Origin of the sequence: Sphingomonas sp. 1185, from assembly GCF_040544655.1 — a bacterium.
Taxonomy (GTDB): domain Bacteria; phylum Pseudomonadota; class Alphaproteobacteria; order Sphingomonadales; family Sphingomonadaceae; genus Sphingomonas.
In genome coordinates, this window is sequence record NZ_JBEPKL010000014.1 from 75,573 (window position 1) to 99,538 (window position 23,966).

General features: G+C 68.2%; 22 protein-coding genes and 1 tRNA gene. 15 read left to right on the forward strand and 8 right to left on the reverse strand.

The genetic code is table 11. The features are described 5' to 3' along the window. Positions 1–70: 70 nt before the first annotated feature. The 6 genes from ABIC44_RS11275 to ABIC44_RS11300 all read left to right on the forward strand — a co-directional run bounded on the left by ABIC44_RS11275 (position 71) and on the right by ABIC44_RS11300 (position 12,269). Positions 71–2,317 carry an autotransporter assembly complex protein TamA gene (locus tag ABIC44_RS11275; protein ID WP_502959844.1) on the forward strand — a complete coding sequence of 749 codons (2,247 nt, stop codon included), beginning with the start codon at positions 71–73 and terminating at the stop codon, positions 2,315–2,317. Beyond that, positions 2,317–6,549 (forward strand): translocation/assembly module TamB domain-containing protein, encoded by a 4,233-nt coding sequence (locus ABIC44_RS11280; protein WP_354295484.1) that lies wholly within the window; start codon positions 2,317–2,319, stop codon positions 6,547–6,549. Before ABIC44_RS11275 ends, ABIC44_RS11280 begins: the two co-directional genes overlap by 1 nt. Before the next feature lie 71 nt (positions 6,550–6,620). Continuing rightward, the gene (argE, locus tag ABIC44_RS11285) at positions 6,621–7,790 is read left to right on the forward strand and encodes an acetylornithine deacetylase (protein ID WP_354295486.1); all 1,170 of its coding nucleotides are present in this window, start codon (positions 6,621–6,623) and stop codon (positions 7,788–7,790) included. A gap of 319 nt (positions 7,791–8,109) precedes the next feature. Further along, positions 8,110–9,390 carry an EAL domain-containing protein gene (locus ABIC44_RS11290; RefSeq protein WP_354295487.1) on the forward strand — a complete coding sequence of 427 codons (1,281 nt, stop codon included), beginning with the start codon at positions 8,110–8,112 and terminating at the stop codon, positions 9,388–9,390. Beyond that, on the forward strand, positions 9,377–11,812 hold the full coding sequence (locus tag ABIC44_RS11295) for an ATP-binding protein (protein ID WP_354295489.1): 2,436 nt from the start codon (positions 9,377–9,379) through the stop codon (positions 11,810–11,812). The genes ABIC44_RS11290 and ABIC44_RS11295 overlap by 14 nt, the downstream gene beginning before the upstream one ends. Before the next feature lie 67 nt (positions 11,813–11,879). After that, on the forward strand, positions 11,880–12,269 hold the full coding sequence (locus tag ABIC44_RS11300) for a response regulator (RefSeq protein WP_307100223.1): 390 nt from the start codon (positions 11,880–11,882) through the stop codon (positions 12,267–12,269). Between the two features lie 249 nt (positions 12,270–12,518). Here the strand turns inward: ABIC44_RS11300 and ABIC44_RS11305 are convergent, their stop codons facing one another. Beyond that, on the reverse strand, positions 12,519–13,364 hold the full coding sequence (locus ABIC44_RS11305) for a class I SAM-dependent methyltransferase (protein WP_354295492.1): 846 nt from the start codon (positions 13,362–13,364) through the stop codon (positions 12,519–12,521). 58 nt (positions 13,365–13,422) lie between these two features. On the opposite strand from ABIC44_RS11305, the gene ABIC44_RS11310 reads away from it, so the two are divergent. The 5 genes from ABIC44_RS11310 to ABIC44_RS11330 all read left to right on the forward strand — a co-directional run bounded on the left by ABIC44_RS11310 (position 13,423) and on the right by ABIC44_RS11330 (position 15,873). Continuing rightward, complete coding sequence (locus ABIC44_RS11310) at positions 13,423–14,184, forward strand: ComF family protein (protein ID WP_354295494.1); 762 nt, start codon at positions 13,423–13,425, stop codon at positions 14,182–14,184. 31 nt (positions 14,185–14,215) lie between these two features. Next, positions 14,216–14,473, forward strand: a complete 258-nt coding sequence (grxC, locus tag ABIC44_RS11315; protein ID WP_307100218.1) for a glutaredoxin 3 — start codon at positions 14,216–14,218, stop codon at positions 14,471–14,473. Beyond that, positions 14,470–15,294, forward strand: a complete 825-nt coding sequence (locus tag ABIC44_RS11320; protein WP_354295496.1) for a carbon-nitrogen hydrolase family protein — start codon at positions 14,470–14,472, stop codon at positions 15,292–15,294. Before grxC ends, ABIC44_RS11320 begins: the two co-directional genes overlap by 4 nt. Beyond that, a complete protein-coding gene (locus ABIC44_RS11325) occupies positions 15,291–15,722 on the forward strand; it encodes a DUF1178 family protein (RefSeq protein WP_354295498.1) in 432 nt (143 codons plus the stop codon). The genes ABIC44_RS11320 and ABIC44_RS11325 overlap by 4 nt, the downstream gene beginning before the upstream one ends. 74 nt (positions 15,723–15,796) lie before the next feature. After that, positions 15,797–15,873 (forward strand) — tRNA-Arg (locus tag ABIC44_RS11330). Positions 15,874–15,968: 95 nt separating this feature from the next. On the opposite strand, the gene ABIC44_RS11335 is transcribed toward ABIC44_RS11330, so the two are convergent. Next, positions 15,969–16,166: a hypothetical protein gene (locus tag ABIC44_RS11335; protein WP_307100212.1), complete on the reverse strand. Its 198-nt coding sequence runs from the start codon at positions 16,164–16,166 to the stop codon at positions 15,969–15,971. 147 nt (positions 16,167–16,313) lie between these two features. Here ABIC44_RS11335 and ABIC44_RS11340 point away from each other — a divergent pair, with 147 nt between their 5' ends. Then, positions 16,314–16,730 carry a DUF2721 domain-containing protein gene (locus tag ABIC44_RS11340; protein ID WP_307100210.1) on the forward strand — a complete coding sequence of 139 codons (417 nt, stop codon included), beginning with the start codon at positions 16,314–16,316 and terminating at the stop codon, positions 16,728–16,730. Between the two features lie 28 nt (positions 16,731–16,758). On the opposite strand, the gene asd is transcribed toward ABIC44_RS11340, so the two are convergent. Next, positions 16,759–17,619 carry an archaetidylserine decarboxylase gene (gene asd, locus ABIC44_RS11345; protein WP_354295500.1) on the reverse strand — a complete coding sequence of 287 codons (861 nt, stop codon included), beginning with the start codon at positions 17,617–17,619 and terminating at the stop codon, positions 16,759–16,761. A 38-nt stretch (positions 17,620–17,657) separates the two neighbouring features. On the opposite strand from asd, the gene ABIC44_RS11350 reads away from it, so the two are divergent. Beyond that, positions 17,658–19,397 carry an aminotransferase class III-fold pyridoxal phosphate-dependent enzyme gene (locus ABIC44_RS11350; protein WP_354295501.1) on the forward strand — a complete coding sequence of 580 codons (1,740 nt, stop codon included), beginning with the start codon at positions 17,658–17,660 and terminating at the stop codon, positions 19,395–19,397. Between the two features lie 91 nt (positions 19,398–19,488). Here the strand turns inward: ABIC44_RS11350 and ABIC44_RS11355 are convergent, their stop codons facing one another. The 3 genes from ABIC44_RS11355 to ABIC44_RS11365 form a co-directional block, all read right to left on the reverse strand. After that, positions 19,489–20,112 carry a hypothetical protein gene (locus tag ABIC44_RS11355; RefSeq protein WP_309701458.1) on the reverse strand — a complete coding sequence of 208 codons (624 nt, stop codon included), beginning with the start codon at positions 20,110–20,112 and terminating at the stop codon, positions 19,489–19,491. After that, entirely contained in the window at positions 20,109–20,762 is a 654-nt protein-coding gene (locus ABIC44_RS11360; protein ID WP_309696791.1) for a class I SAM-dependent methyltransferase, read from the reverse strand. Before ABIC44_RS11360 ends, ABIC44_RS11355 begins: the two co-directional genes overlap by 4 nt. Positions 20,763–21,045: 283 nt before the next feature. Continuing rightward, positions 21,046–22,395 carry a methyl-accepting chemotaxis protein gene (locus ABIC44_RS11365; protein ID WP_354295502.1) on the reverse strand — a complete coding sequence of 450 codons (1,350 nt, stop codon included), beginning with the start codon at positions 22,393–22,395 and terminating at the stop codon, positions 21,046–21,048. Positions 22,396–22,550: 155 nt separating this feature from the next. Here ABIC44_RS11365 and ABIC44_RS11370 point away from each other — a divergent pair, with 155 nt between their 5' ends. Beyond that, positions 22,551–23,018 carry a hypothetical protein gene (locus ABIC44_RS11370; protein ID WP_354295503.1) on the forward strand — a complete coding sequence of 156 codons (468 nt, stop codon included), beginning with the start codon at positions 22,551–22,553 and terminating at the stop codon, positions 23,016–23,018. A 63-nt stretch (positions 23,019–23,081) separates the two neighbouring features. Here the strand turns inward: ABIC44_RS11370 and ABIC44_RS11375 are convergent, their stop codons facing one another. Together ABIC44_RS11375 and ABIC44_RS11380 are read right to left on the reverse strand one after the other, a co-directional pair. Then, positions 23,082–23,342, reverse strand: a complete 261-nt coding sequence (locus ABIC44_RS11375) for an SWIB/MDM2 domain-containing protein (RefSeq protein ID WP_307100197.1) — start codon at positions 23,340–23,342, stop codon at positions 23,082–23,084. Between the two features lie 56 nt (positions 23,343–23,398). Continuing rightward, on the reverse strand, positions 23,399–23,602 hold the full coding sequence (locus ABIC44_RS11380; RefSeq protein ID WP_058734057.1) for a hypervirulence associated TUDOR domain-containing protein: 204 nt from the start codon (positions 23,600–23,602) through the stop codon (positions 23,399–23,401). A 107-nt stretch (positions 23,603–23,709) separates the two neighbouring features. On the opposite strand from ABIC44_RS11380, the gene ABIC44_RS11385 reads away from it, so the two are divergent. Then, the coding region (locus ABIC44_RS11385) for an alcohol dehydrogenase catalytic domain-containing protein (protein ID WP_354295504.1) at positions 23,710–23,966 on the forward strand (257 nt) is incomplete at its 3' end.

The window sequence follows — 23,966 nt, forward strand, 5'->3', positions numbered from 1 at the left end:
ACCTTCCGGCGTTGACGGGATAGTGGGGGATCGATCCGAATGACGGAAGGCCCTGTCGGATAAAGGGGTTTTGAACGGCGTGGCGGGACGGATCGGCAGACATACCTGGCTTGCGTTCGCGCTGATCGCTCCACCGCTTTCCCTTCCCGCTCAGGCGCAATTGTCCAAGCCCGGCACCGCGCCCGCCCAGGGCCCCAGCCTGTCCGACGCACAGCGCCAGGGTGGCGACAATGCGACCGCCGGCGATCCGCAGGGCAATGCCCCGATCGTCCCCGATGCCGAGTTCAACGCCGCGCTGCCCCCCTTGAGCGGCGACATCAATGCGCCGCTGGAATCCATGTCCTCGATGACCAAGGGCCAGCCGAAGGTCGAGGCGATCCCCGTGCCGCAGACCGCGCCGCCGCTGCCTGCTGCGCAGTCGGCGCAACCGCTCGCCACCGGCGACACTATCGGCCCGATCGCGCCCGAGGATCCGCAACTGGCGCAACCGCTGACCCCGCTGACCGGCTTCGACTCCACCCCGCTCCAGACCGCCGCCGACATCAAGGGGACGCGCGCCCCCGAAATCCGGTACGACATGGACGTGCGCGGGCTGGCCGAGCTGAAGCTGGAGGACGAGTTCCGGGGGCTGTCGGCGCTGCGCGAAGGCAAGGGCAAGGCGGCGAACGCGACCCAAGTCGCCGCCCGCGCGCGCGAGGACGAACAGCTGGCAATCCGGCTGATGAAGTCGCTCGGCTATTATGACGCCACCGCCGTCTCGACGCTGCAACGCGAAGGGGCGGGCGATGGCGAGGGAGAGGCGCAGGCGGGCCGGTTGAAGGTCGTGCTGACCGCGACGCCGGGGCGGCTCTATCGCCTGTCGTCGATCACGGTGAAGGCCGATCCCACGGTCCCGCCCGACCTGATCCGATCCAACCTGCCGCTCAAGGTCGGCGAGCCGATCGAGGCGGCGCGTATTCAGGGCGCGGAGGCCAATGTCAGCCTGGTCCTGCCGCAACGCGGCTATCCCTTCGTCAAGGTCGGTGACCGCGACATATTGCTGGAGGATCAGGGGCCCGAGCCGGTGGGCGCCTATACGCTGCCGGTCGATACGGGGCCGCGATCCGCGTTCGGCAAGCTGACCACGGTCGGCGACCGGGTGTTCGATCTCGACCATCTGAACGTCTTCCCGCGCTTCGACGAAGGCCAGCTCTATGACTCGCGGCTGACCGACGATCTGCGCAACGCGCTGGTCGCGACGGGGCTGTTCAACGGCATCGCGGTCGAGCCCAAGCGGACCGGGCGGATGAACCCCGACGGGACCGAGCAGATCGACCTGCAGGTCACCCAGACCAAGGGCCCCGCGCGCACCCTGTCGGGCGAGGGCGGCTATTCGACCGGGCAGGGCGTCCGGTTGCAGGGCAGCTTCACCAACCGCAACGCCTTCAAGCCCGAAGGGGCGCTCATCGCCTCGGTCATCGCGGGCACGCAGGAACAGGGGCTGAGCGGCACCTTCCGCCGTTCCAATGCCGGACGGCGCGACCGGACCTTCCAGGTCATCGGCTCGGCCAGCCACCAGAATTACGACGCCTTCGACGCGTTCATCGGCACGGTGGCGTTCCGCTGGAGCTATGACTCGACGCCGATCTGGCAGAAGAAATTCACCTATGCCTATGGCGGCGAACTGACCGGCACCAACGAAAGCGTCTATGACTTCGCCCGCGGCGAGCGGCGGCGCGCGACCTATGGCATCGCGGCCATCCCGGCGCAGGCGGTGTTCGACCAGTCCAACGACCTGCTCAACCCGACGCGCGGCTATCGCCTGAAACTGAACCTCAGCCCCGAAACCTCGGTGCGCGGCGCGGTGCGGCCCTATGTCCGGACGATGGTCGAGGGGACCTTCTATTACCCCTTCAACGACAGCCTGGTGCTGGCGGGACGGGCGCGGGCGGGCGCGATCTTCGGGATCGAGCGCGACGATCTGGCCCCGTCGCGGCGCTATTATGGGGGTGGCGGCGGCTCGGTGCGCGGCTATGGCTTCCAGCGGCTCGGGCCGTTCGATCCGCAGGGCAATCCGGTCGGCGGGCGCAGCCTCAACGAATTCTCGCTGGAGGCGCGCTATCGCTTCGGCAATTTCGGCATCGTGCCGTTCGTCGATGCGGGCAACAGCTATGAAAGCACCTTGCCGACGGGCAAGGACCTGCGCTTCGGCGCGGGCATAGGCGGGCGCTTCTACACCAATTTCGGGCCGTTGCGCGTCGATGTCGCGACCCCGCTGAACCCGCGTCCGGGCGACGGCAAGGTCGCGCTGTATATCTCGATCGGACAGGCCTTCTGATGGCGGACGAACAGACCATGGTGCCTGAGCCCGCGACCGAAACCGTCGTCGTGCGCCGCCCGCTCTGGCAGCGTGTGCTGAAATGGATTGGCTTCACGATCCTGGGCCTGATCCTGCTGGTCGGGGCGATCCTGCTGGGCATCAACACCGATCCCGGCCGCCGCTTCGTCGCGGACCAGCTGGGCGGCTATACCACCGCCTCGGGCCTGAACATCCGGGTCGGACGGATCGAGGGTTCGCTTTACGGCCGGATGAACCTGATCGACCTGCGGGTCAGCGATCCCAAGGGCGTGTTCCTGTCGAGCCCGAAGCTGGCGGTCGACTGGCGCCCCTTTGCCTATACGCGCAACCATGTCGATGTCCGCTCGCTGAGCGCCGATCTGGTGACTCTGGCGCGCAAGCCCGAGCTGAAGCCGACGCCCAGCGACCCCAATGCGCCGCTGCTCCCCGATCTCGACATCGATGTGAACCGCCTGACCATCAAGCGCTTCGTCCTGGGTGCGCCGGTGACCGGGCAGCGTCATATCCTGGCGATCGACGGCAAGGTGCATATCGCCGACCGCCGCGCGCAGGTGACGGCCAGCGCCGATGCGCTGCGCGGACCCGGCATTGCGGGTGGCGACCGGCTGCGGCTGGTGCTCGACGCGGTGCCCGATGCCGACCGGCTGGCGGTCGACGTCAAGCTGACCGCGCCGACCGGCGGCGTGGTCGCGTCGATGGCGGGGCTGAAGGCGCCGCTGACTCTGTCGGTCGACGGGCGTGGCGGCTGGAAGGCCTGGCAGGGCCGCGCCATCGCGACGTTGGGCGGCGGCGAGCTGGCCAATCTGAACGCCACCGCGCGCGACGGGCATATCGAGGTGCGCGGCGTGACGCGGCCCGGCCTGTATCTGGAAGGGCCGGTCGAACGGCTGACCGCGCCCGCGCTCCAGGTCGCGATCGACACCACGCTGAACGAACGCCGCGCCGACACGCGGATGAAGCTGCGCTCCTCGGCGCTGCTGGTCGATGCGGGCGGTCTGCTCGATCTGGCGAACAGCCAGTTCGGCAATTTCGCGGTCGACGCCAAGCTGCTGACGCCGGGAGCCATTGCGCCCAACCTGACGGGGCGCGACGTGCTGGCGCGCGTGGTGCTGAACGGCGCGTTCGCGACGCCGACGGTGGATTACAAGGTCCGCGCGGCGGCGCTCGGTTTCGGCGAGACCTCGGTCCAGAACCTCTATGCCGAGGGGCTGGCCAAGGTGAATGCCGACCGCATCCTGGTGCCCGTCAAGGCACGGGCGAAGCGGATCGCGGGGCTGAACGCGGCGGTCGGCGGGCTGACCAACAATGTCGCGATCGAGGGCGATTTCGCGATCGCCATGCCCAACATCCTGTCGGACAATCTGCGCATCCGTTCCGACAATATCGACGCGACGGCGGTGGTCGTCGCGAACCTGTCGACCGGTCGCTATACCGGCGCGCTGAAGGGCCGGGTGAACAATTACCGGGTCGAGAGCATCGGCATCATCAACCTGACCACCGACGCCAATCTGGTGGCGACGCCGGGCGGGTTCGGGATGAAGGGCCGCGTGGTCGCGCGCACCTCGCAGATCTTCAACGAGGGCGCGCGCAACTTCTTGGGCGGCAACGCCATCGTCCGCGCCGATGTCGAATATAGCCCGCAGGGGATCGTGACCTTCAGCCGCCTGAGGCTGGCCGCACCGCAATTCCGCGTGACGCGGGGCAGCGGTCGCTACAATCCCGCAAACGGCGCGCTGGCGGTGGAGGCGGATGCCTATTCCAACCAGTACGGCCCGCTGACCGCGCGCGTGACGGGGTCGCAGACCAACCCGGTCATCGTGCTGCGCGCGGCCCGGCCGGGCGTCGGCGTGGGGCTGGCCAATCTCCAGGCGCGGATCGTCGGGCGGAACGGCGCCTATGCGGTCAACGCCAGCGGCGACACCAATTACGGCCCCTTCACCGCCAATGTGCTGGTCAGCACCGGGCGGCAGCTGGCGATCGACATTCGCAGCTTGGTCTTCGCCGGGATCAACGCCACCGGCCGCGTCGTCCAGACGGCGGCGGGACCGTTCGCGGGGGCGTTGCAGTTCGCGGGCCAGGGGATCAGCGGCCGCGTTCAGCTGGCCGACCAGGGCGGCAACCAGCGCGCGGACATCGCCGCGCGCGCCTATAATGCCCGCGTGCCGGGCATGGTCGACTTCACCATCGGCCGCGCCATCGTCAACGCCAGCATCGTCATGCTGCCCAAGGCACCGCAGATCGTCGCCGACGCGCAGCTGGCCGACACCCGTTATGGCGAGGTCGTCATCCAGTCGGCCCGCGCCAAGGTGAACTACACCGGCGGGCGCGGTACGGCGCAGGCGGTGCTGACCGGATCGTCGAGCATTCCGTTCAACGTCGCGCTCAATGCGCGGCTGGCGCCCAACGACTATCTGGTGGCGGCCAAGGGGCAGGCCAACGGCATCGGCTTCCGGACCACCAATCCCGCGCGCATCCGGCAGGAGCAGGGGACTTGGCGTCTGGCCCCGACCCGGATCAATTTCGATCAGGGATCGGTGCTGATGGCGGGTTCCTATGGCAAGGGGCTGAACGTCCAGACGCGGCTGGACAAGCTGCAGCTTTCGATCCTCGACGCCTTCATCCCCAATCTGGGCATTTCGGGTCAGGCGAGCGGTGCGCTGGATTTCACCCAGGCGCAGGGCAGCAGCTTCCCCGCGGCCGAGGCGCGGCTGACCATCAGCAACTTCCGGCGCACCGGCCTGTCGGCGGTGTCGGAGGCGGTGGACATCGTCTTTGCCGGACGGCTTGTGTCCGATGGCGGCGAGGCACGCGCGCTGATCCGGCGCGGGCAGATGGTCGTCGGCCGGATGGTCGCGAACCTGCGTCCGCTGGCGCCGGGCAATGGCGGCTGGGTCAACCGGCTGATGCAGGCGCCGCTGTCCGGCGGCCTGCGCTATAATGGCCCGTCCTCGGTGCTGTTCTCCTTCGCGGCGCTGCCCAACCAGCAGTTGAGCGGACCGATCGCCATCGCCGCCGATTTCGGCGGGCGGGTGTCCGCGCCGCAGCTCAACGGCCTGATCCGCGCGGACAACCTGACCTATGACAATGAGGCGTACGGCACGCGGCTGAACAACATGCAGCTGGCGGGACGCTTCAACAACGACCGGCTGGAGATCACCCGGATGCAGGCCAAGGCGGGTGAGGGCAGCATCCAGGCGCAGGGCACGATCGGGCTGGCGGCGGACAGCGGCTATCCCATCGACATCCGCGCGAGGCTCAACAATGCGCGGCTGGCTGACAGCGATGCGCTGGCCGCGACGACCAGCGGCACGATCCGGCTGACCCATGGTCGCGACGGCGGACTGATCCAGGGCGACCTGACCGTGCCCAATGCGCGCTATCAGATCATCCGCCAGGGCCAGGCCGAGGTGCCCGAGCTGACCGGCGTGCGCCGTCGCAGCGAGATCCGCACCCCGCGTCCGACCGACCGGCCCGCGCCCACCCCGCCGCCGGGGCTGTTCCGCCTCGACCTGCGGGTCCATGCCGACAACCAGCTGTTCGTCTCGGGCATGGGGCTGGAGTCGGAATGGGAAATGGACCTGCGCATCGGGGGCACCAGCGCGGCGCCGACGATCAATGGCGGGCTCGATCTGGTGCGCGGCACGTACAGCTTCGCCGGCAAGCGGTTCGAGGTGAATCGCGGCACGATCCGCTTCCGCGGCGGCGCGCTGACCGATCCGGACATCAATATCCAGGCGACGACGACCACCGACGGCATCACCGCGGTCATCAACGTCACCGGCACCGGCCAGCGTCCGCAGATCAGCTTCACCTCGACGCCGACCCTGCCGCAGGACGAGGTGCTCAGCCGGTTGCTGTTCGGCACCAACCCCGAGAATCTGTCCGCGACCGAGGCGATCCAGCTGGCCGCCGCGCTCAATTCGCTGCGCGGATCGGGCGGCGGCGGGCTCAATCCGCTGGGCAAGCTGCGCTCGGCGGTCGGCTTCGACCGGCTGCGTGTCCTGGGCGCCGACGAGGCGACCGGCCGGGGCACCAGCCTGGCGGCGGGCAAATATCTGACCGACAATATCTATGTCGAGATCGTCACCGATGCGCGCGGCTTCACCGCCACCCAGTTGCAAATCGCGCTGACCCGCACGCTCAGCCTGTTGACCCAGACCGGCTCCTTCGGCGGATCGGCGGCCAGCCTGCGCTATTCGCGCGATTTCTGATCGATGGCGAAACCCCGCCGGGCGGTCCCGGCGGGGTTTCATCGAAGTGAAACATCCGGCAGGATGGGGCCATGACCCCGGACCGTCTTGCCGCCGATGCGACCGCCATCCTCGCCGATCTGATCGCGATCGACACCACCTCGCGCGAGTCCAATCTGGACCTGATCGCCTATGTCGAGCGGCATCTGGCGGGGTTCGGGGCGACCGGGCGGCGGGTCTTCAACGACGAGGGGACCAAGGCCAATCTCTATGCCAGCATCGGCCCGGCGGTGCCGGGCGGCGTCGTTCTGTCGGGGCATAGCGATGTGGTGCCGGTCGACGGCCAGCCCTGGACCAGCGACCCGTGGCGGCTGACCCGGCGCGGCGACCGGCTGTTCGGGCGTGGCACCTGCGACATGAAGGGATTTCTGGCGCTGTCGCTGGCGATCGCGCCACATGTCGCCGGGGGGCGGATGGTCCGCCCGCTGCACCTGGCGATTTCCTATGACGAGGAGGTCGGCTGCCTCGGCGCGCCGTCGATGATCGCCGAGATCGCGCGCGAGCTTCCTTCACCGGCGGCGGTGGTGGTGGGCGAGCCGACCGACATGGTGGTGGTCAGCGGTCACAAGGGCATCGCGACCTGGACCGTGACCGTCACCGGGCATGAGGCGCATTCCAGCCTGATCCATCTGGGCGCGTCGGCCAACATGGTCGCGGTGCGGCTGATGCAGGATCTGGCCGATCTGGCCGACCGGCTGGCGGGTGAGGGCGATCCGCACGGCCCTTTCTGTCCGCACCATGCCACGCTGACCATCGGACAGATGGCGGGCGGCACGGCGGTCAACATCCTGGCGCGCGAATGCCGGTTCGCCTTCGATCTGCGGACGCTGCCGGGGCAGGAGCCGGAGGCGTTGCTCGCGCCCTTCTTCGCGGCCTGCGCCGATGCCGATGCCGCGCTTCGCGCCCGGTTCCCCGAGGCGGGGGTGCGTGTCGAGCGGCGCTCGCGCACGCCGTCCTTCGCGCCCGAGGCGGACGGAGCGGCCGAACGGTTGGCGCGGCGATGGGCGGGGGATAATGGTCCGGCCCGTGCGGTGCCCTATGCCGCGGAGGCGGGGCAGTTTCAGGGGGCGGGATTTTCGACCGTGATCTGCGGACCGGGCTCGATCGCGCAGGCGCATCAGCCGGACGAATATATCGAGGTCGCGCAGATGGAGCGCGGGGCCGCCTTCATGCTGCGGCTGGCGGACGATCTGCTCGGCTAGACCGGCCGATATGCGCCCTGAAGCGAGCGGATGCCGCGCATCCGACCCGCTTCAGGGGCGGATATGATTACCAGGGGCGAATCTGTTCGCCGTAGATCAGCGCGAGAATGAAGTTCAGCATGGGTACCTCCCTAAGAGCGCCCCTTTTGTTGGCGCGGCGCCATGGTTAATATGCTGTTAACCATGGCGCAATGGCATTGCGACGAATTGCCAAGCGATTGAGATCCCAGCGTAAAGGCGGTTAACACCTTGTTTAAGGATCGCCCCTAGACCCAGGGGCGTGAGTAAAGGATTGTCCCGAACCCCGCCCGGTGACGCTATGTGCCTCACCCCCGACGGCCACCCGGCGGACGATCGTGATTCGCCCTGGCAGTTCCTGGTCCTGATCGGCCTGAGCAACTTCAACGCGCTGCGCCGTCGCCTGGGGCGCGCGGGAAGCGCCACGCTGATCGAGGCGATCGCGGACCGGATCGCCCGGTGCATTCCCGATGCCGTCGCCCGCCCGTCCGGCCCCTCGCAGGTCGAGGTCATGCTGCACGCCGCCGGTCGCGTCGGGCTGGATGCCTATCTGGCGACCTTGAGCGAGGCGCTGGTCCACCCCTTCGCGCTGGGCGACGCGTCCTGCCGCATCAAGCCCATGCTGGGCGTCGCGGCCGCGCGGATGCCGCATGACGACGATATCCGCCTGCTGGAAGAGGCCGAACAGGCGCTCGCCGAATCGCAGGTCGAGGGGCGGACCGTCATCCGCGACATGGCGACGCGGACCGACCGGCTCGACCGGCTCACGCTGGCGCAGGAGCTGAGCGAGGCGATCGAGCAGGATGCGCTGTTCGTCGAATATCAGCCCAAGGTCCATGTCCGCCAGCAACGCGTGTCGAGCCTGGAGGCGCTGCTGCGCTGGCGTCACGGGACGCACGGCCTGATCTCGCCGGTCGAGTTCATTCCGGTGGCCGAGGAGTCGCGGATCATCGCGCCGCTGACCCTGTGGGTGCTGCGCCGGGTCATCGCCGACCAGCGGCGTCTGGCGACGCTGGGCCATGCGCAGCGCATCTTCATCAACATCTCGGGCATGTTGCTGGGCGACCAGGATTTCGTGCGCGAAGCCTGTGCGATCGTCATCGACAGCGGCGCCAGCATCGGGTTCGAGATCACCGAAACCTCGGTCATCCGCGATCCCGACAGCGCGATCGCCAATCTCCGCGCGTTCGCCGCCATGGGCATCGCGGTCGCGATCGACGATTATGGCGCGGGCCTGTCCTCGCTATCCTATCTCAAGCAGCTGCCGGCCTGCGAGCTGAAGATCGACAAGCTGTTCATCACCCAGCTGACCAGTTCGCACCGCGACCCCCTGATCGTCCGCTCGACCATCGACCTGGCGCATGCGCTGGAGATGGAGGTGGTCGCCGAGGGGGTGGAGACGCCCGCGACGCTCGCGCTGCTCAGCGTGATGGGCTGCGACATGGTGCAGGGTTATCTGATGAGCCGCCCGATCGCGCTCGACGCGCTGATCCCGTTCCTCGACGCCCAGGCGCATCAGGCGACGGTGGCGCCGTCGCCGCCCATGCCCTTTGCCCGGCTCGCTACCCGTGCGCGTGCTTAGGGTCCTGCTGGTCGCCGCGGCCCTTCTGGTGGCGGTAGTAGAGGCGAAGGGGCAGGGGGCGGCGGTTGCGCCATGGCCGCCGGGCTTCGCCCATGCGATCGACGCGGCCAGGGCCGAGATGCTGCGCGACCCGGCCCTGGCCATGGACCAGGCCGAGCGCGCGCGGGACCAGGCGCAGGCCATGGCGCAGGGCGATCACCGCCTGGTCGCGCTGGCGACGGCGGACTGGCTGCGCGGCGAGAGCATGATCCGGCTGGGGCGCGGCCAGGATGCCTATCCGATCATCGCACATGCGCTGACGACCGCGCGGCGGCTGGCGCCGCGATCCGACCTGTTCGGCAATCTCCTTTTGTCCAGGGGCGGGCTGGACCGCGACCGGGGCGATATCGCCGACGCGCTCAAGGCCTATCAGGTCGCGCACCGGGTCTTCCAATATCTGGACGACACGCGCGGACAGGCCCGTGCTCTCGTCCAGATTGCGGGCCTTTACAGCGACGGCAAGGATTTGACCTCGGCGTTGCGCTATCTGGAACAGGCGCGCACCACCTATCGCGGCGACGATGCGCTGCGGCTGGCGATCCTCAACAACCGCGCGCTGACGCTGGTCGAGCTGACGCGGTTCGACGATGCGCTGGCGCAGCTGCGCGAGGCACGTCGTCTGGCCGAGGCGATGCACAGCCCCGGCCTCCAGGCGCTGATCTGGCGCAACATCGCCCGTGCCCGGCTGGAGGCGGGGCGGATCGCCGAAGGGCAGGCGGCGCTCGCCAGCGCGGCTAAGGCCGATCCGCAGGCCGGCGAGGAGGATCGTCGCGCGCTGGACAGCATCGCGGCGCAGGCGGCGTTCCAGCGTGGCGATCTGGCGGGGGCGACCCGGCTGATCGACCGGAGCTTTGCGGGTGTCGATCCGAGCGGGACGCCGATGACGCAGCGCGACGCGCATCAGAGCGCCTATCGCATCTATGCCGCCGCCGGGCGGACCGCCGATGCGCTGCGTCATCTCCAGGCGCTCAAACGCATCGATGACGAGGCGACGCGGCTGGCGACCTCGACCAGCCTGGCGCTGATGGGGGCGCGGTTCGACTTCGCCAATCAGGAACTGCGGATCGCGCGGATGAAGGCCGCCGACCTGCAACGCAACATCGCCTTCGAGCGGGAGCAGTTGCGGACCGAGCGGCTGATCCTGATCGGGTCGGTCGCCGGGATCGTCGTCGTGCTCGCGCTGCTCGGCATCTGGCTGGTCACGCTGGGGCGCAGCCGCAACCGTATCCGCGCGGCGCATGGCGACCTGGCGATCACCAACGACCGGCTGGAAAAGGCGCTGGCGGTCAAGACCGAGTTCCTGGCGACCACCAGCCATGAGATCCGCACGCCGCTGAACGGCATATTGGGGATGACGCAGGTCATGCTGGCCGACCGGGCGCTGGCGCGCGACCAGCGCGAGCGGGTCGAGGTGATGCATGGCGCGGGGCTGACCATGCGCGCGCTGGTCGACGACCTGCTGGATGTCGCCAAGATCGAACATGGCGGCCTGACGCTGGAAAAGGCGCCGTTCGATCTGGTCGCGACGATCCGCGACGCCTCGCGACTATGGGAGGATCAGGCGGCGGCCAAGGGGCTGGGCTTCGCGCTCGACCTGGCGGACTGTCCGCACAGGGTGGAGGGGGATTCGGCACGGATTCGCCAGATCGTCTTCAACCTCCTGTCCAACGCGCTGAAGTTCACCCCGTCCGGCCGCGTCGACCTGACGGCGCGGCGCAGCGGGCAGGGTGTCGAGGTGCAGGTCCGCGACACCGGCATCGGCATCGCAGCGGACACGCTGGAGGATATATTCGAGGCGTTTCGCCAGGCCGATGCCAGCACGACGCGCCAGTTCGGCGGCACCGGGCTGGGGCTCGCCATCTGCCGGCGGCTGGCGCGCGCGATGGGCGGCGACGTGACCGTCGAGAGCGAGCCGGGGCGCGGCACCCGCTTCACCCTGACCCTGCCGCTGACCGAGCTGGCGGCGGTGCCGCAGGAGGAGGGCGAACGCCCGCATCTGCTGCTCGTCGATCGCAACCCCATTCGCCGCGCCATGTTGGCCAAGCTGTCCGCGTCGCAGGCCGCCATCGTCTTTGCCGCCGACGTGGCGGAGGCGGTGGTCCGGCTGGGCGAGGGGGGCATCACCCATGTCCTGATCGACGACAGCGCGATCGACAGGGACGGCGTGGCCGCCGCGATCGCCGCGATCCGGGGCGCTGCTCCGGTGAACCTCCCGCTTCATCTCTTGTGGCCGAAAACGGAGTCGTTGGCTGGGAACGATTTTACCGAACGCGACTTGATCAGGGTTATCGCCAAACCGATCTCCGGGGGAGAGGTGATGCGCATGTTGTTCGGCACCTCATCGCAAACCGCTCGGTCGCCTCTTGTAACGCAAGCGGCATGATCGTTAGGGCGGACCCCATGACCTTGAGCATCAACGCATTCGGGCTCGACGTGGCAAAAGGACGCGAATGAACGTTCTTTTCATCGAGGATGACCGCATGAACCGCCGGGTCGTGCGCGACATGCTGGACGTCGCGGGCGCTACCATGGCCGAGGCCGAGAGCGCGGAAATCGGCCTGGAGATGATCGACCGCGACACCTATCACATGATCCTGATCGATCTGCGGATGCCCGGCATGGACGGCATCACCGCGATCCGCCACATCCGTGCACGCGGCGACGACAAGGCGGAACTGCCGATCATCGTCGTCACCGCCGACAGCGGCGTCGACCTGCGCGAACGTTGCATGACGGCGGGCGCGGACGATGTGATCGTCAAGCCCGTCGCGATGGACCAGCTGTTCGAGGCGATCGGCCGCATCCTGGCGGGGGATCGCGGCGGGGCCATGATCTCCTAACGCGGATCGACATTCAGCGATGCCTCTCCTTCCCTCGCCCCTCGCAGAGGGGAAAGGGTTGCGCAGACTTGGCCTTTGCGAAAGCAAAGGCTTAGTCGGAGCTGGGTGAGGGGTGTATGCGCGCAGCGCGCGAGCCTTTGGGCTCGCTCAACCCCTCACCCAAGCTGCGCTAGCCAGCAGGCTGGCAAGCTTCGCTAACCCTCTCCCCTGTCCAGGGGAGAGGGGAAGAAAATGTCGATCCGACCTGGCTTATTCGGCCGAGGGCTTGGCCTTCAGCGCGTCGGCCAGCGAAGCGGTCGCGCTGCCCCGCTTGGCGGGTACGGGCTGCGACGGATCGGGGGCCCAGCCGGTCAGGAAGATCAGGCTGAACTGCTCGCTGGTCCGGCCGTCCTCGTCGGCCATGTCGGCAAAGGCGGCGGCGGCGGAGGCCAGGGCGGTCCGCCCGATCGGTCGCCGCTCGGCCAGCAGGTTGCTTGCCGCCATGCCGCGCAGATCGCCCAGCAGCCGCCCGAAATCGCGGTAGCGCACCTCCAGCGTCTCGATATCCGCGACCGGCAAGGTGAACCCGGCGCGCATCAGCAGATCGCCCGCCGAGCGGACATCGACCTGCGGGTGGAGCCGCGCCACCGGCCGCTCCGCCTCCGCTATGCGCAGCGCCGCGCGAAGCCGGGGCAGCGAGCCGCCGCCGACAAACGCCCCCAGGAACAGCCCGTCGGGGCGCAGCACCCGCCGGATCAGCGTCAGCACGCCGGGCAGGTCGTCGATCTGGTCGAGCACGCCCGCGCTGACCACCAGGTCAAAGCTGCGATCGGCGAAGGGCAGCCGGTCCTCGTCCGCCTGCACGCCCGCCGCCGCGCGGGCAAAGGCGAAACCGGGGTCCAGCCGCGCCACATGCGCGCCCGGCGGAACGGGAAAGCCCCCGTCGAAACAGCCCAGGTCCAGAACGTCGCGGAACGGCCGCGTCACCGCATCCAGCCGCTCCGCCAGGCCGTCGAGCATCGCGGCGCGCAGAAAGTCGTGCGCGGCATAATCGGGCTGGGCGCGGTCGCGGCGGTGGCGGCGGGCGCTACGGTCGAAGATGGTGGTGGGGGTCACGGTCGCGCTTGTGCGCGCTCAACCGATCGGGGACAAGTCGGATCATGGGGCGGGGGACATGACGCGGCCGGGATTTGCGGCGGGGCGGGCGGCGTACAGGCTGGCCGGCTCGCTGATCCGCCTCGTCGCCGATTGGGCCTTGCCGCCGCGCTGTCCCGGCTGCGGCGAGCCGGTCGAGGCGGATCATCGCTTCTGTGCGGGTTGCTGGGGGCAGCTGCGCTTTCTGGATGACATGGGATGCGCGAGTTGCGGGCTGCCGATCGTGCCGGAAGGGGGGCGGGAGGCGCGCTGTGCGACATGCCTTGCCTCGCCGCCGGTCCATGCGGGGATCCATGCGGCGGTCGCCTATGGCCCGATCGCCCGCGAACTGCCGATCCGGCTGAAGCATGGCGGGCGGATCGGCGTGGCCGAGACGATGGCCGGACCGATGGCGCGGCGGATGCCGGAAGGGGCCGAACTGCTGGTGCCGGTGCCGCTGCATCGCTGGCGGCTGTGGCGGCGCGGCTTCAACCAGGCCGTATTGATCGGCGCCAGCCTGTCGCGGCGGACGGGCGTGCCGATGCTGCGCGACGGGCTGGTGCGAGTCAGGGCGACCCCGTTGCTGCGCGGCCTGTCGCCCCGGCAGCGGCGGGCGGCGATGACCTCGGCCTTTCGCGTGCCCGACCCGGCGCGGGTCGCGGGGCGGCGAGTGGTGCTGGTCGACGACGTCTATACCACCGGCGCGACGACGGGGGCGTGCGTCCGCGCGCTGCTGGCGGCGGGGGCGGCTTCGGTGGCGATCCTGTGCTGGGCGCAGGTGGTCGAGGGGGCGGACGATTGACAATAGGGCCTGCGCGCCACACCTGAGGGGGATGGCAAAGGTCGAAATCTACACCAAGGCGTTCTGCCCCTATTGCACCCGGGCCAAGGCGCTGCTCGCCTCCAAGGGCGTCGAGCCCCAAGAATATGACATCACCATGGGCGGGCCGCAGCGCGCCGAGATGATCGAGCGCGCGGGCGGGCGAACCACCGTGCCGCAGGTCTTCATCGACGGCCAGCATATCGGCGGATCGGACGATCTGGCCGCGCTCGACAAGCGGGGAGGGCTCGACCCGCTGCTGTCGGCATGACCGACATCGCCGTCCTGCAGATGACGGCGGGGATCGACCCCGCCGCCAATGCGGCCGTGCTGGAACAAGCGATCGCCGAGGCGGCGGCGCGCGGCTGCGCCATGCTGTTCACCCCCGAAATGTCCGGGCTGATCGACCGCGACCGTGCGCGGGCGGCCGAGCATCTGGTGGTCGAAGCGGACGATCCGGTGCTGGCGCGCGTCCGGGCAGCGGCGGCGGCGCATGGGCTTTGGGTCCATCTGGGTTCGCTGGCGGTGCGCGGGGCCGACGGGCGGCTCGCCAATCGCGGCTATGTCATCGACGATGCGGGCGCGATCCGGGCCCGCTATGACAAGATGCACCTGTTCGACGTCGACTTGCCCAGCGGCGAGAGCTGGCGCGAGTCCGCCTCCTACGCGCCCGGCGAGCAGGCGGTGGTGGTCGACACGCCGGTCGGGCGGCTGGGCCTCGCCATCTGCTACGACCTGCGCTTCCCCGCACTGTTCGCCGCGCTGACCGAGGCGGGAGCGACGATCCTGTCGGTGCCCGCCGCCTTCACCCGGCCGACCGGCGCGGCGCACTGGCATGTGCTGTTGCGCGCGCGGGCGATCGAGGCGGGCGTGCATCTGGTCGCCGCCGCGCAGACCGGCGAGCATCAGGACGGCCGCGCGACCTATGGCCATTCGCTGATCGTCGGGCCCTGGGGCGAGGTGCTGCTCGACATGGGCGAGGCGGCTGGGCTGGGCGTGGCCGCGATCGACCCCGCGCAGGTGGAGGCGGTGCGCGAGCGGCTGCCCGCCATCCGCCATCGTCGCGCCATTCCGCCGGTGGCCGGGGCATGATCGTCTTCGACCTGCGCTGCGGCCAGGCGCATGTGTTCGAGGCGTGGTTCGCCTCGTCCGGCGCCTATGCCGAACAGCGCGAGAGCGGGCGGATCGAATGCCCGATATGCGGCGACCGCGACATCGAAAAGGCGGTGATGGCGCCGCAGATCGCGGCCAAGGGCAATAGCCGCCCCGACGCCCCATCGCCCGAGGCGATCAAGGCCGCGCTCCGCCATCTGGCCGGAGAGCAGGCCAGGATGCTGGAGAAATCGACCTGGGTCGGCACCGCCTTTGCCGACCGGGCCCGCGCGATGCATGATGGCGAGGCGCCCGTCACCCAGATTCATGGCCAGGCCAGCCTCGCCGAGGCCAAGGCGCTGGTCGAGGAGGGCGTGCCCGTCGCGCCCTTGCCCTTCCCGGTGCTGCCGCCCAAGCTGACCAACTGATCGGCGCGCATGGGCGGGCGCGGCAAACGCTCTGGACCGGACCCCGCGTCCCCTGTATCACCGCGCCCGCATGGGGCCCCGTAGCTCAGCAGGATAGAGCATCAGATTCCTAATCTGAGGGCCACTGGTTCGAATCCAGTCGGGGTCACCATGCCATATTTTCCAAGGCTTTGGCGATCCCTGCCGGGCATGGAGAAAGAGCCGCAACCGGGGGCTGCGGCTCCGCTGTCGGACAGGCCGACCGGGTTATTTCTGCTTCTTGGCCTTCTTGGCATAATGATGGTGCGCCAGCGCGCAGCCCGCCGCTGCCCCGGCGACGCCATGCCCCTTTCCGACCATATGGCCCGCGACACCGCCCGCCACCGCGCCGCGGATACAGCCCTTGGCATAGACCGGGCTGGCGAGCAGCGTGGCACCGGCAAGGGCGATTAGAGCGATCCGCATGACATCCTCCTGGGTTATTCGATCGCCTTCCAAGTATCGGGACCGATCGCCTGTTCCATGACAAATATGTCAGGGCGGTGCCGGGGACATGGCGGGGAACATCGCGGCGGCTTGATCGATCGGGGATCGGTGGAGAATGGACCTGATATGACCGAACCCTTGAACGCGGCCGCCCATGTCATTCAGCTGGCGCTGACGCCGATCTTTCTGCTGACCGCCGTGGGATCGTTGCTCAACGTGTTCGCCACCCGGCTGGGGCGGATCAGCGACCGGATCCAGGCGCTCAAGCGCGACGGACGGGCGAAGAGCTTCGAGATGCGCCGGTTGCGCCTGCGCTCGAAGATCCTCGACATCGCGGTGACGATGACGGCGGCAGCGGGCGCGATGACCTGTTGCTCGGCGATCACGCTGTTCCTGGGGACGTTGCGCGAATCGGGCCATGCCTCCCTGCTGTTCTTCTTCTTTGGCGGCGGCCTGCTGTTCGCGGTGGCGGGGTTGGCCTGTTTCGTCGGCGAGATTACGATCGCCGGACGGGCCCTGCGCGACGAGAACGACAGCCAGTGACCGGCGTTCGGGAGAGCCGCGTGAGCGGTCACGCCGTGCGCCCGATCGCCTCGCCCGCACGGATGGCCTGTCCCTCCGTCAGCGTGTCGAGCAATCGCATGCCCCGAGGCAGGAACAGGATGATGGTCGAGCCATGCTCGAACCAGCCCATCTCCTCGCCCTTGCCGATCCGCGCGGTGCAGGCGCGGCGGCCGGGGCCATGCTCGCGCAGGGTGCGTTCGGTGTCGAGGCAATGGAGCCGGATGCTCGCCACCAGGATCGCCGCGACCGGCACGATCAGCAGCGGCTGGCCCGACACCAGGGTCCGCGCCTCGATCACCGCGCGTTCGTTGCGACAGAAGAGCCGCTCGACCCGCTTGAGCGCGATCGGATTGACGTTCCAGCAATCGCCCGAGAGATAGGTCACGCCCTCGACCGCAATGTCGGTCGGCGCGTGGAAACGGTGATACATGCCCGCCGTCAGCCGCAATGTGACGAACGATCCGTTGCGGAACCGCTCGACCAGTTCGGGGTCGGGGATCAGGTCGCCCAGGCGATAGGGAAAGCCCTTTACCTGATAGAGTCGATCGTCCGCGATTTCGCCATGCGCGCCGACCAGCGCGTCGCAAGGGGATGCGACCGTGTCGGGATCGCCGTCGAACGGGCGGGCCCCGTCGCGCAAGGGACGGACGAAGCCGTCGCGCAACGACCGGAACCGCGTCGTCCGCGCGTCCGACAGGTCGACGCCCGCGAAGAATTTCCACAGGGCCAGGCAGGGTCGGGCGATCAGCGGATGCTCGATCCGTGCGATCCGACCGACCAGCTTGGTCGCGAACCGGCGCGGCAAGCGGTTGGTGACGAGGAAATTGATGTCCTCGTTCAGAAAGAACCGCATGATGGGTCCGCGCATTGTCATGCCTCCGTCATGGGCACGCGGTCAAAGGCCGCATGAACCCGATTCTCACTGGCCTGATGGCCGTCTCCGCCGGTGCGGTCGCCCTGACGAAAGGGCATCGCCGCCTGACCCTGTCGCGCGCCAAGCATCCCGGACTGGGCGGCCATGTCCGCATGGCCAAGCGGATTGCGGGCCAGATCCCGTTCTACAGCTATGGCGAGGATCGCTTCTTTCGGGTCGATGGCGCCCCCGATGCGGTGGCCGGGCAGCGGCGCGCAGGGTTCGAGCGGCTGGGCGCCTTGTTCGCGCAACGTTATGCGCAGACGCTGGCGCTGACCCGCGAGACGCGGTCCGGCCTGTCCGACCTGCAGTTCACCGGCGCATACCGCGTGCCGTTCCAGTTTCGCGAGAAGGTCCGCACGACGCTGGCGACCGGGGCCTTCTACCAGCGGTCGGAGGGGCCGATCCTGGTCGATCTGGACGGCAACAGGCTGATCGACCTGACCGGCTCCTACGGGGTCAATCTGTTCGGCAACGACTTCTACAAACGGACCATGGCGGAAGGGGCGGCGACCGTCGCCGATCTGGGCGGGGTGCTGGGGTCGTTCCATCCGGTCGTCGCCGACAATGTCCGTCGGCTGACAGTCCTGACGGGGATGGACGAGGTATCCTTCCACATGTCGGGGACCGAGGCGGTGATGCAGGCGGTGCGGCTGGCGCGCTATCACACCCGCCGTCCGCGCCTGGTGCGGTTCGCCGGGGCCTATCATGGCTGGTGGGGCGATGTGCAGCCCGGCATCGGCAACCCCGTGCCTGCCGACCGCACGCTGACGCTGGCCGATATGTCCGAGCGGACGCTGAAGGTGCTCGCCACGCGCAAGGACATTGCCTGCGTGCTGGTCAATCCGCTCCAGGCGATGCACCCCAATGGCTCGGCGCCGTCCGACGGGCAGCTGGTCGATGGCGGGCGCAAGGCGGGGGCGGACTTGGCCGCCTATCGCGACTGGCTGCACCGGCTGGCCGATGTGTGCCGGGCGAACGGCATCGTCCTGATCTTCGACGAGGTGTTCATGGGCTTCCGCCTGGCGAAAGGCGGGATGCCCGAATATTTCGGGGTGAAGCCCGACCTCATCACCTATGGCAAGACGCTGGGCGGTGGCTTGCCGGTCGGCGTGCTGTGCGGCCCGGCGCATCTGATGAAGCGGTGGCGTGAGGATCGCCCTGTCGACATCTGCTTTGCGCGCGGCACCTTCAATTCGCATCCCATGGTGATGGGGGCGATGAACGCCTTCCTGCGGCGGCTGGAGACGCCCGAGGTGGTCGCGCTCTATGACGGGCTGGACGAGCGGTGGAATGCGCGGGCCGCGATGTTCAACGCAGCGATGGCGGCGGCGGGGCTGCCCCTGTCGGTCGCGCATGTCCAGACGATCTGGACCATCCTCTATTCGGTCGCTTCGCCCTATAACTGGATGCTGCAATATTATCTCCGGGCGGAAGGACTGGCATTGAGCTGGGTCGGGACCGGGCGGCTGATCTTCAGCCTCGACATCGACGACACCCTGTTCGCCGAGATTTGCGACCGCTTCGTTGCAGCGGGACAACAGATGCGTGACGATGGCTGGTGGTGGACCTCGCCCGATGCGCCGAGCGACCTGGCGCTGGCGAACAAGGCGATCCGGCGGCGGATCCTGAAGGAGTCGCTGGCGGTGCGGTTGGGGCGGGGGGTGACGGATAGCGTTCGTCCGGCCCCAGCCCCTCACCCCGCCCCTTTCCCCGGCGGGGAGAGGGAGTAGGAGACGCAAAAGCCCTCTCCCCATCGGGGAGAGGGTTGGGTGAGGGGCAGGGGCCGGGCGACCCCTTTGAAAACGTGGCTTTGCGGTGAGCTTACGCCGCCTTCAGATCCTCGAAGTCATCGACATCGTGATGATCCATCCGCTCGCCCTTCATCAGGCGGCGCGGCGCGCTCTTGTACATCTTGAAGTCGTTGAACGGGTCGGTGACGATCTTGGTCGCCCAGACGAGTCCGGTCTCCAGGTCGCGCTTCGCCCAGAGCTGAAGGACGCGCACTACGATCGCGCTGACGCCCAGGCCCAGCCAGCCGATGCCGACATGCCGCAGATAGCCCATGAAGCCGTCCGGATAGTCGAGCGTCCCGAACAAGGTCGGCTGGACCAGCAGTACCAGCGGGATCGCGCCCCAGATGCCCATCAGCACATATTTGCGGACGAGGTTGTAGCCGACTTTGATCTCTTCCTTATGCTCATGCGTCGCCTTGTTCACATGGTCATAGCCCTTGGGCTCGAAGAAGAAGTGCCCGGCCTGGCGGCTGGTCATCGCCACGCCCCAGGCGAGGAGGCTCGCCACCGCCGGATCGATGAACAGCAGCACATAGGCGGTCAGGAAGGTGCAGGCGCTGACGAAGTGCAGGCTCTGGTTGACCAGGCTGTGATGATAATAGCGATGATCGTCCCACCGCTGTTCGGCGAGCTGCGCGCGAAAACCAGTCATTGGACATGTCCTTGGGCGGAAGGCTGGCGCTTGGCGAAGCGGACCAGCGAGAAATGGCCGAGCGGGGGCAGGGGCCGGCTTTCGACCAGTTCGACATCGCCGCGCGTCGCCGCCCAGTCGGTATAGCGTTCGAACGGGAAGTCGGTGCGGAAGCCCAGGCGGCTGGTGATCGGCATCAGCGTCTTCTCGATCGTGCCGCGAAGCCCGTCGCCCGCCCCCACCCGCGTCGTGATGACGATCTCGCCACCGGGGCGGCAGATGCGCGCGAACTCGTCCAGCGCCTTTTCGGGGTTGGGCACGGCGGTGATGACATATTGCGCGACCACCACGTCGAAGCTGTTGTCGGCGAATTGCAGCGCTTCGGCATCGCCGTAAGCGATCTGCTCGACATGGCTCAGCCCGCCGCGCGCCACCCGTTCGCGCGCCTTGTCGAGCATCGGCTCGGACAGGTCGACGCCGACGATGCGATTGTCGCGCGAATATTGGGGCAGCGATATGCCGGTGCCCACGCCCACCTCGATGATCCGGCCGCCGATGCGTTCGGCCGCGACGATCGCGGCGGAGCGGCCTTTCTTGAAGACGGGGCCGAAGACCAGATCATAGACAGGCGACCAGCGATCATAGGCCTTGGTGACGCTGGCGGTACTCATCTGCGTTGCCATCGAAGGGGCATCCCGTTGAACGACGATGCGGCCCCTGTTCGCAGCAGGCGGTGACAATTTGACGACAAGTCGCGAGTCTTTTGCGACGATTTCGCAGATCGGAAACCGAAGTGTCACATGGGTGGAATGAATATGTCGTAATACGGTGCTAGGGGTTATTATGAGCTATGCTGTTCCCGGCGAAGATCGTCGCCGGGCAATGCTTTTCTATCGGCGACAAGTCTTCGTTATCGGGGAAATATCTGTCGGCTTGGGCGGCGAATCGTCGGGATCATGCGGCCCGGCGGGTGGCGCGGGCGGGCTGTGCCCAGGCTGCGGCGTGCAGGGCGCTGCCATGGTCGAACCGGCCGACCGTATCGGCCATGCCCGTCGCTTCCTGCGCGAGTTCGCGCGCGGCGGCGGTGGCTTCCTCGACCATCGCGGCATTTTGCTGGGTCATCGAATCCATGTCGTTGATCGCCAGGTTGATCTGCGAGAAGCCGGTCGCCTGTTGCTGCGCCGAATTGGCGATGTCGGCGATCAGCCCGCTCATCTCGCGGACCTGCGCGGCGATCCGGTCGAGCGCGGTCCCGGCGGCATGGACATGCTCGACGCCCGCGCGGACCTGTTCGGCGGATGCGCCGATGCGGCTCTTGACGTCCTTGGCGGCATCGGCGGAGCGCTGCGCCAGCGCGCGCACCTCGCTGGCGACGACGGCAAAGCCCTTGCCCGCGTTACCGGCGCGCGCCGCCTCGACCCCCGCATTCAGCGCGAGGAGGTTGGTCTGGAAGGCGATGCCGTCGATGACCGCGATGATCTCCGAAATCTCGGTCGAGGTCCGCTCGATCCCGCCCATCGCATCGATCGCGCGGCGGACCACGGCGCTGCTCTCGGCGGCGTTGGTCTGGGCCGCCGTGGCGACGTCGGCGGCGCGGGCACCGCTGACCGCCGATTGCTGCGCGGTCGTGTTGATCTGATGCACGGCGGCGGCGGTTTCCTCGATCGAGGCGGCCTGCTGCTCGGTGCGCATCGACAGGTCGTCGGCCGCCTTGCGAATCTCCCCCGCCCCGGCGAGCACGCGCTGTGAGGCGGCATCGATATCGCCGATCGACCGGCGCAGCATCGCGGCGGTGTCGTTGAAGCTGCTGCGCAGCGGTTCATAGTCGCTGCGAAAGGGCGTATCGATGCTGTAGGTCAGATCGCCCGAGGAAATGGTGGCGAGGCCGGTGCGCAGCGCATCGACGACCTGGCTGGTCTCGTCGAGATCCTGGATGATGACCAGCAGGTCGTCGGGCTTCACCACCGGCGCGGGCAGCAGCATGACCATGAAGCGGCGAAGCCGGCCGTTCGGACTGGTGTTCATCCATTCGAAACGGGCCGAACCATCGCGCAGCGCCTGTTGGACGCGTTCCTGGATATGGACCGCGGTCGGCCGCCCGTCGCCCTGGGTGGGGGCGGAGAAGACCAGCGGGTCCTGTCCGATCACGTCGGCGCGGGGACGCTCATAGATGCGCTCGGCGGCGGCGTTGCAGGCGATGAAGCGACCTTCGGACAGCAGCATGATGGCATCGGGGGATCGATCGAACAGGGCGATGGCGACGCGATCGTTCAAATTCGTATTTTCGCGATGAAACCACTTCATCCTGTCGCCTTCCATCCAATCCTGACGGTCGGCTTAGGATGATTCGCTTAACATAGCTTTAGGAAGACAGGGATTTTTCCGGCGGGCCCGCAGGGGCTTTTCCCGCCGGGGGGCAGGGGATAAGCCGTCGCCTCCTCTTGTCCGGACTGTCGCCCATGCGTCGCGTGCCTGCCCTGATCCTTTGTCCGCTGGCGCTGGTCGCCTGCCAGCCGTCCGGCTCCGACGGCCGTACCGACGCGGTGGATGCGGCGGAAAGCCGGGAGCGCGCGCGTCAGGAAAAGGCGGCGCGCGAGATGGTCGCGCAGACCGAGGATCAGGTGCGGGTCAAGATGCTGGAACAGCGGATTGCGACGCTGGAGGCGCAGGTGGCGGCGTTGCAGGGGGATCGCAAGCTGCTGGATGCGCAACTGGTCGAGCAGCGACTGAACCAGATCGAACTGGAGCGTGTCGGGGCGGGGGCGGCGCCGGGCAATGTGCCCGCACCGACGGCGGCACCCGTATCGCCACCCGCAAGGGGAGCGGCCAGAGCCGCCGGATCGGCCGTGTCCCGGCCCGCGACACCCCGGCCGACGCCGTCTGCGACACCGCCCGCGCGCAAGCCGCTGGTCCTCGACCTGCGATAGCTGGCACGCGGGCGGCGCGAGGGGGATTCCCCGGCGCGGTGGCCGGGGGCCCGGATAAGAAGCTTACTTCTTCAGGTGCGCCGAGATGAACTTGTTCATCTCGAACATGGTGCACTTGTCCTTGCCGAACACCTTCTTCAGCTTGTCGTCGGCCAGGATTTCCCGCTTGTTCTCGGGATTCTGCAGGTTGTTGGCCTTGATGTAATCCCACACCTTGCTGATGACCTGGCTGCGCGGCAGCTTATCGTTGCCGACGATCGCGCCCAGTTCCTCGGACGGCTGGACCGGCGCGTGGATGCCGGTGCCCGTGGTTGCGGTGGCCATGATATTCCTTCCCTTAATCCTTCAGCATCCCAGCCGCTTGGCGGGACGCGCGTGAATCACGCCTTCTTCAGCGCGTCCGCCTTGTGCGCCGCCTTTCCGCCATTGTCACTCTCTACTATGTATTGCGGCTCGTCCTTCGATGCGCGGACGGTGTGACCCTTGATGCTCGTATCGCTGGTCTGCTTCTTCACGACCTTGCCCTCGGCGGTGCCGCCATGGCTGTTCCACTCGACATGGTCGCCCTTCTTGAATTCGGTCATCGTCGCTCTCCCGGTTTGTGCAAGCCCATCAATCCGCCGGGGCGTTCGTTGGTTGCACATGCGGGCGCATCGGGGCATCAGGACGCCATCTGAGGAGACTGGAATTCATGAAGACCCGCGCCGCCGTCGCCTTCGAAGCGAAGAAGCCGCTCGAAATCGTCGAACTCGATCTGGAAGGACCCAAGGCCGGAGAGGTCCTGGTCGAGATCATGGCGACCGGCATCTGCCACACCGACGCCTATACGCTGGACGGCCTGGACAGCGAGGGGATCTTCCCCAGCGTGCTCGGCCATGAAGGCTGCGGCATCGTGCGCGAGGTGGGCGCGGGCGTGACCAGCGTCGTGCCGGGCGACCATGTCATCCC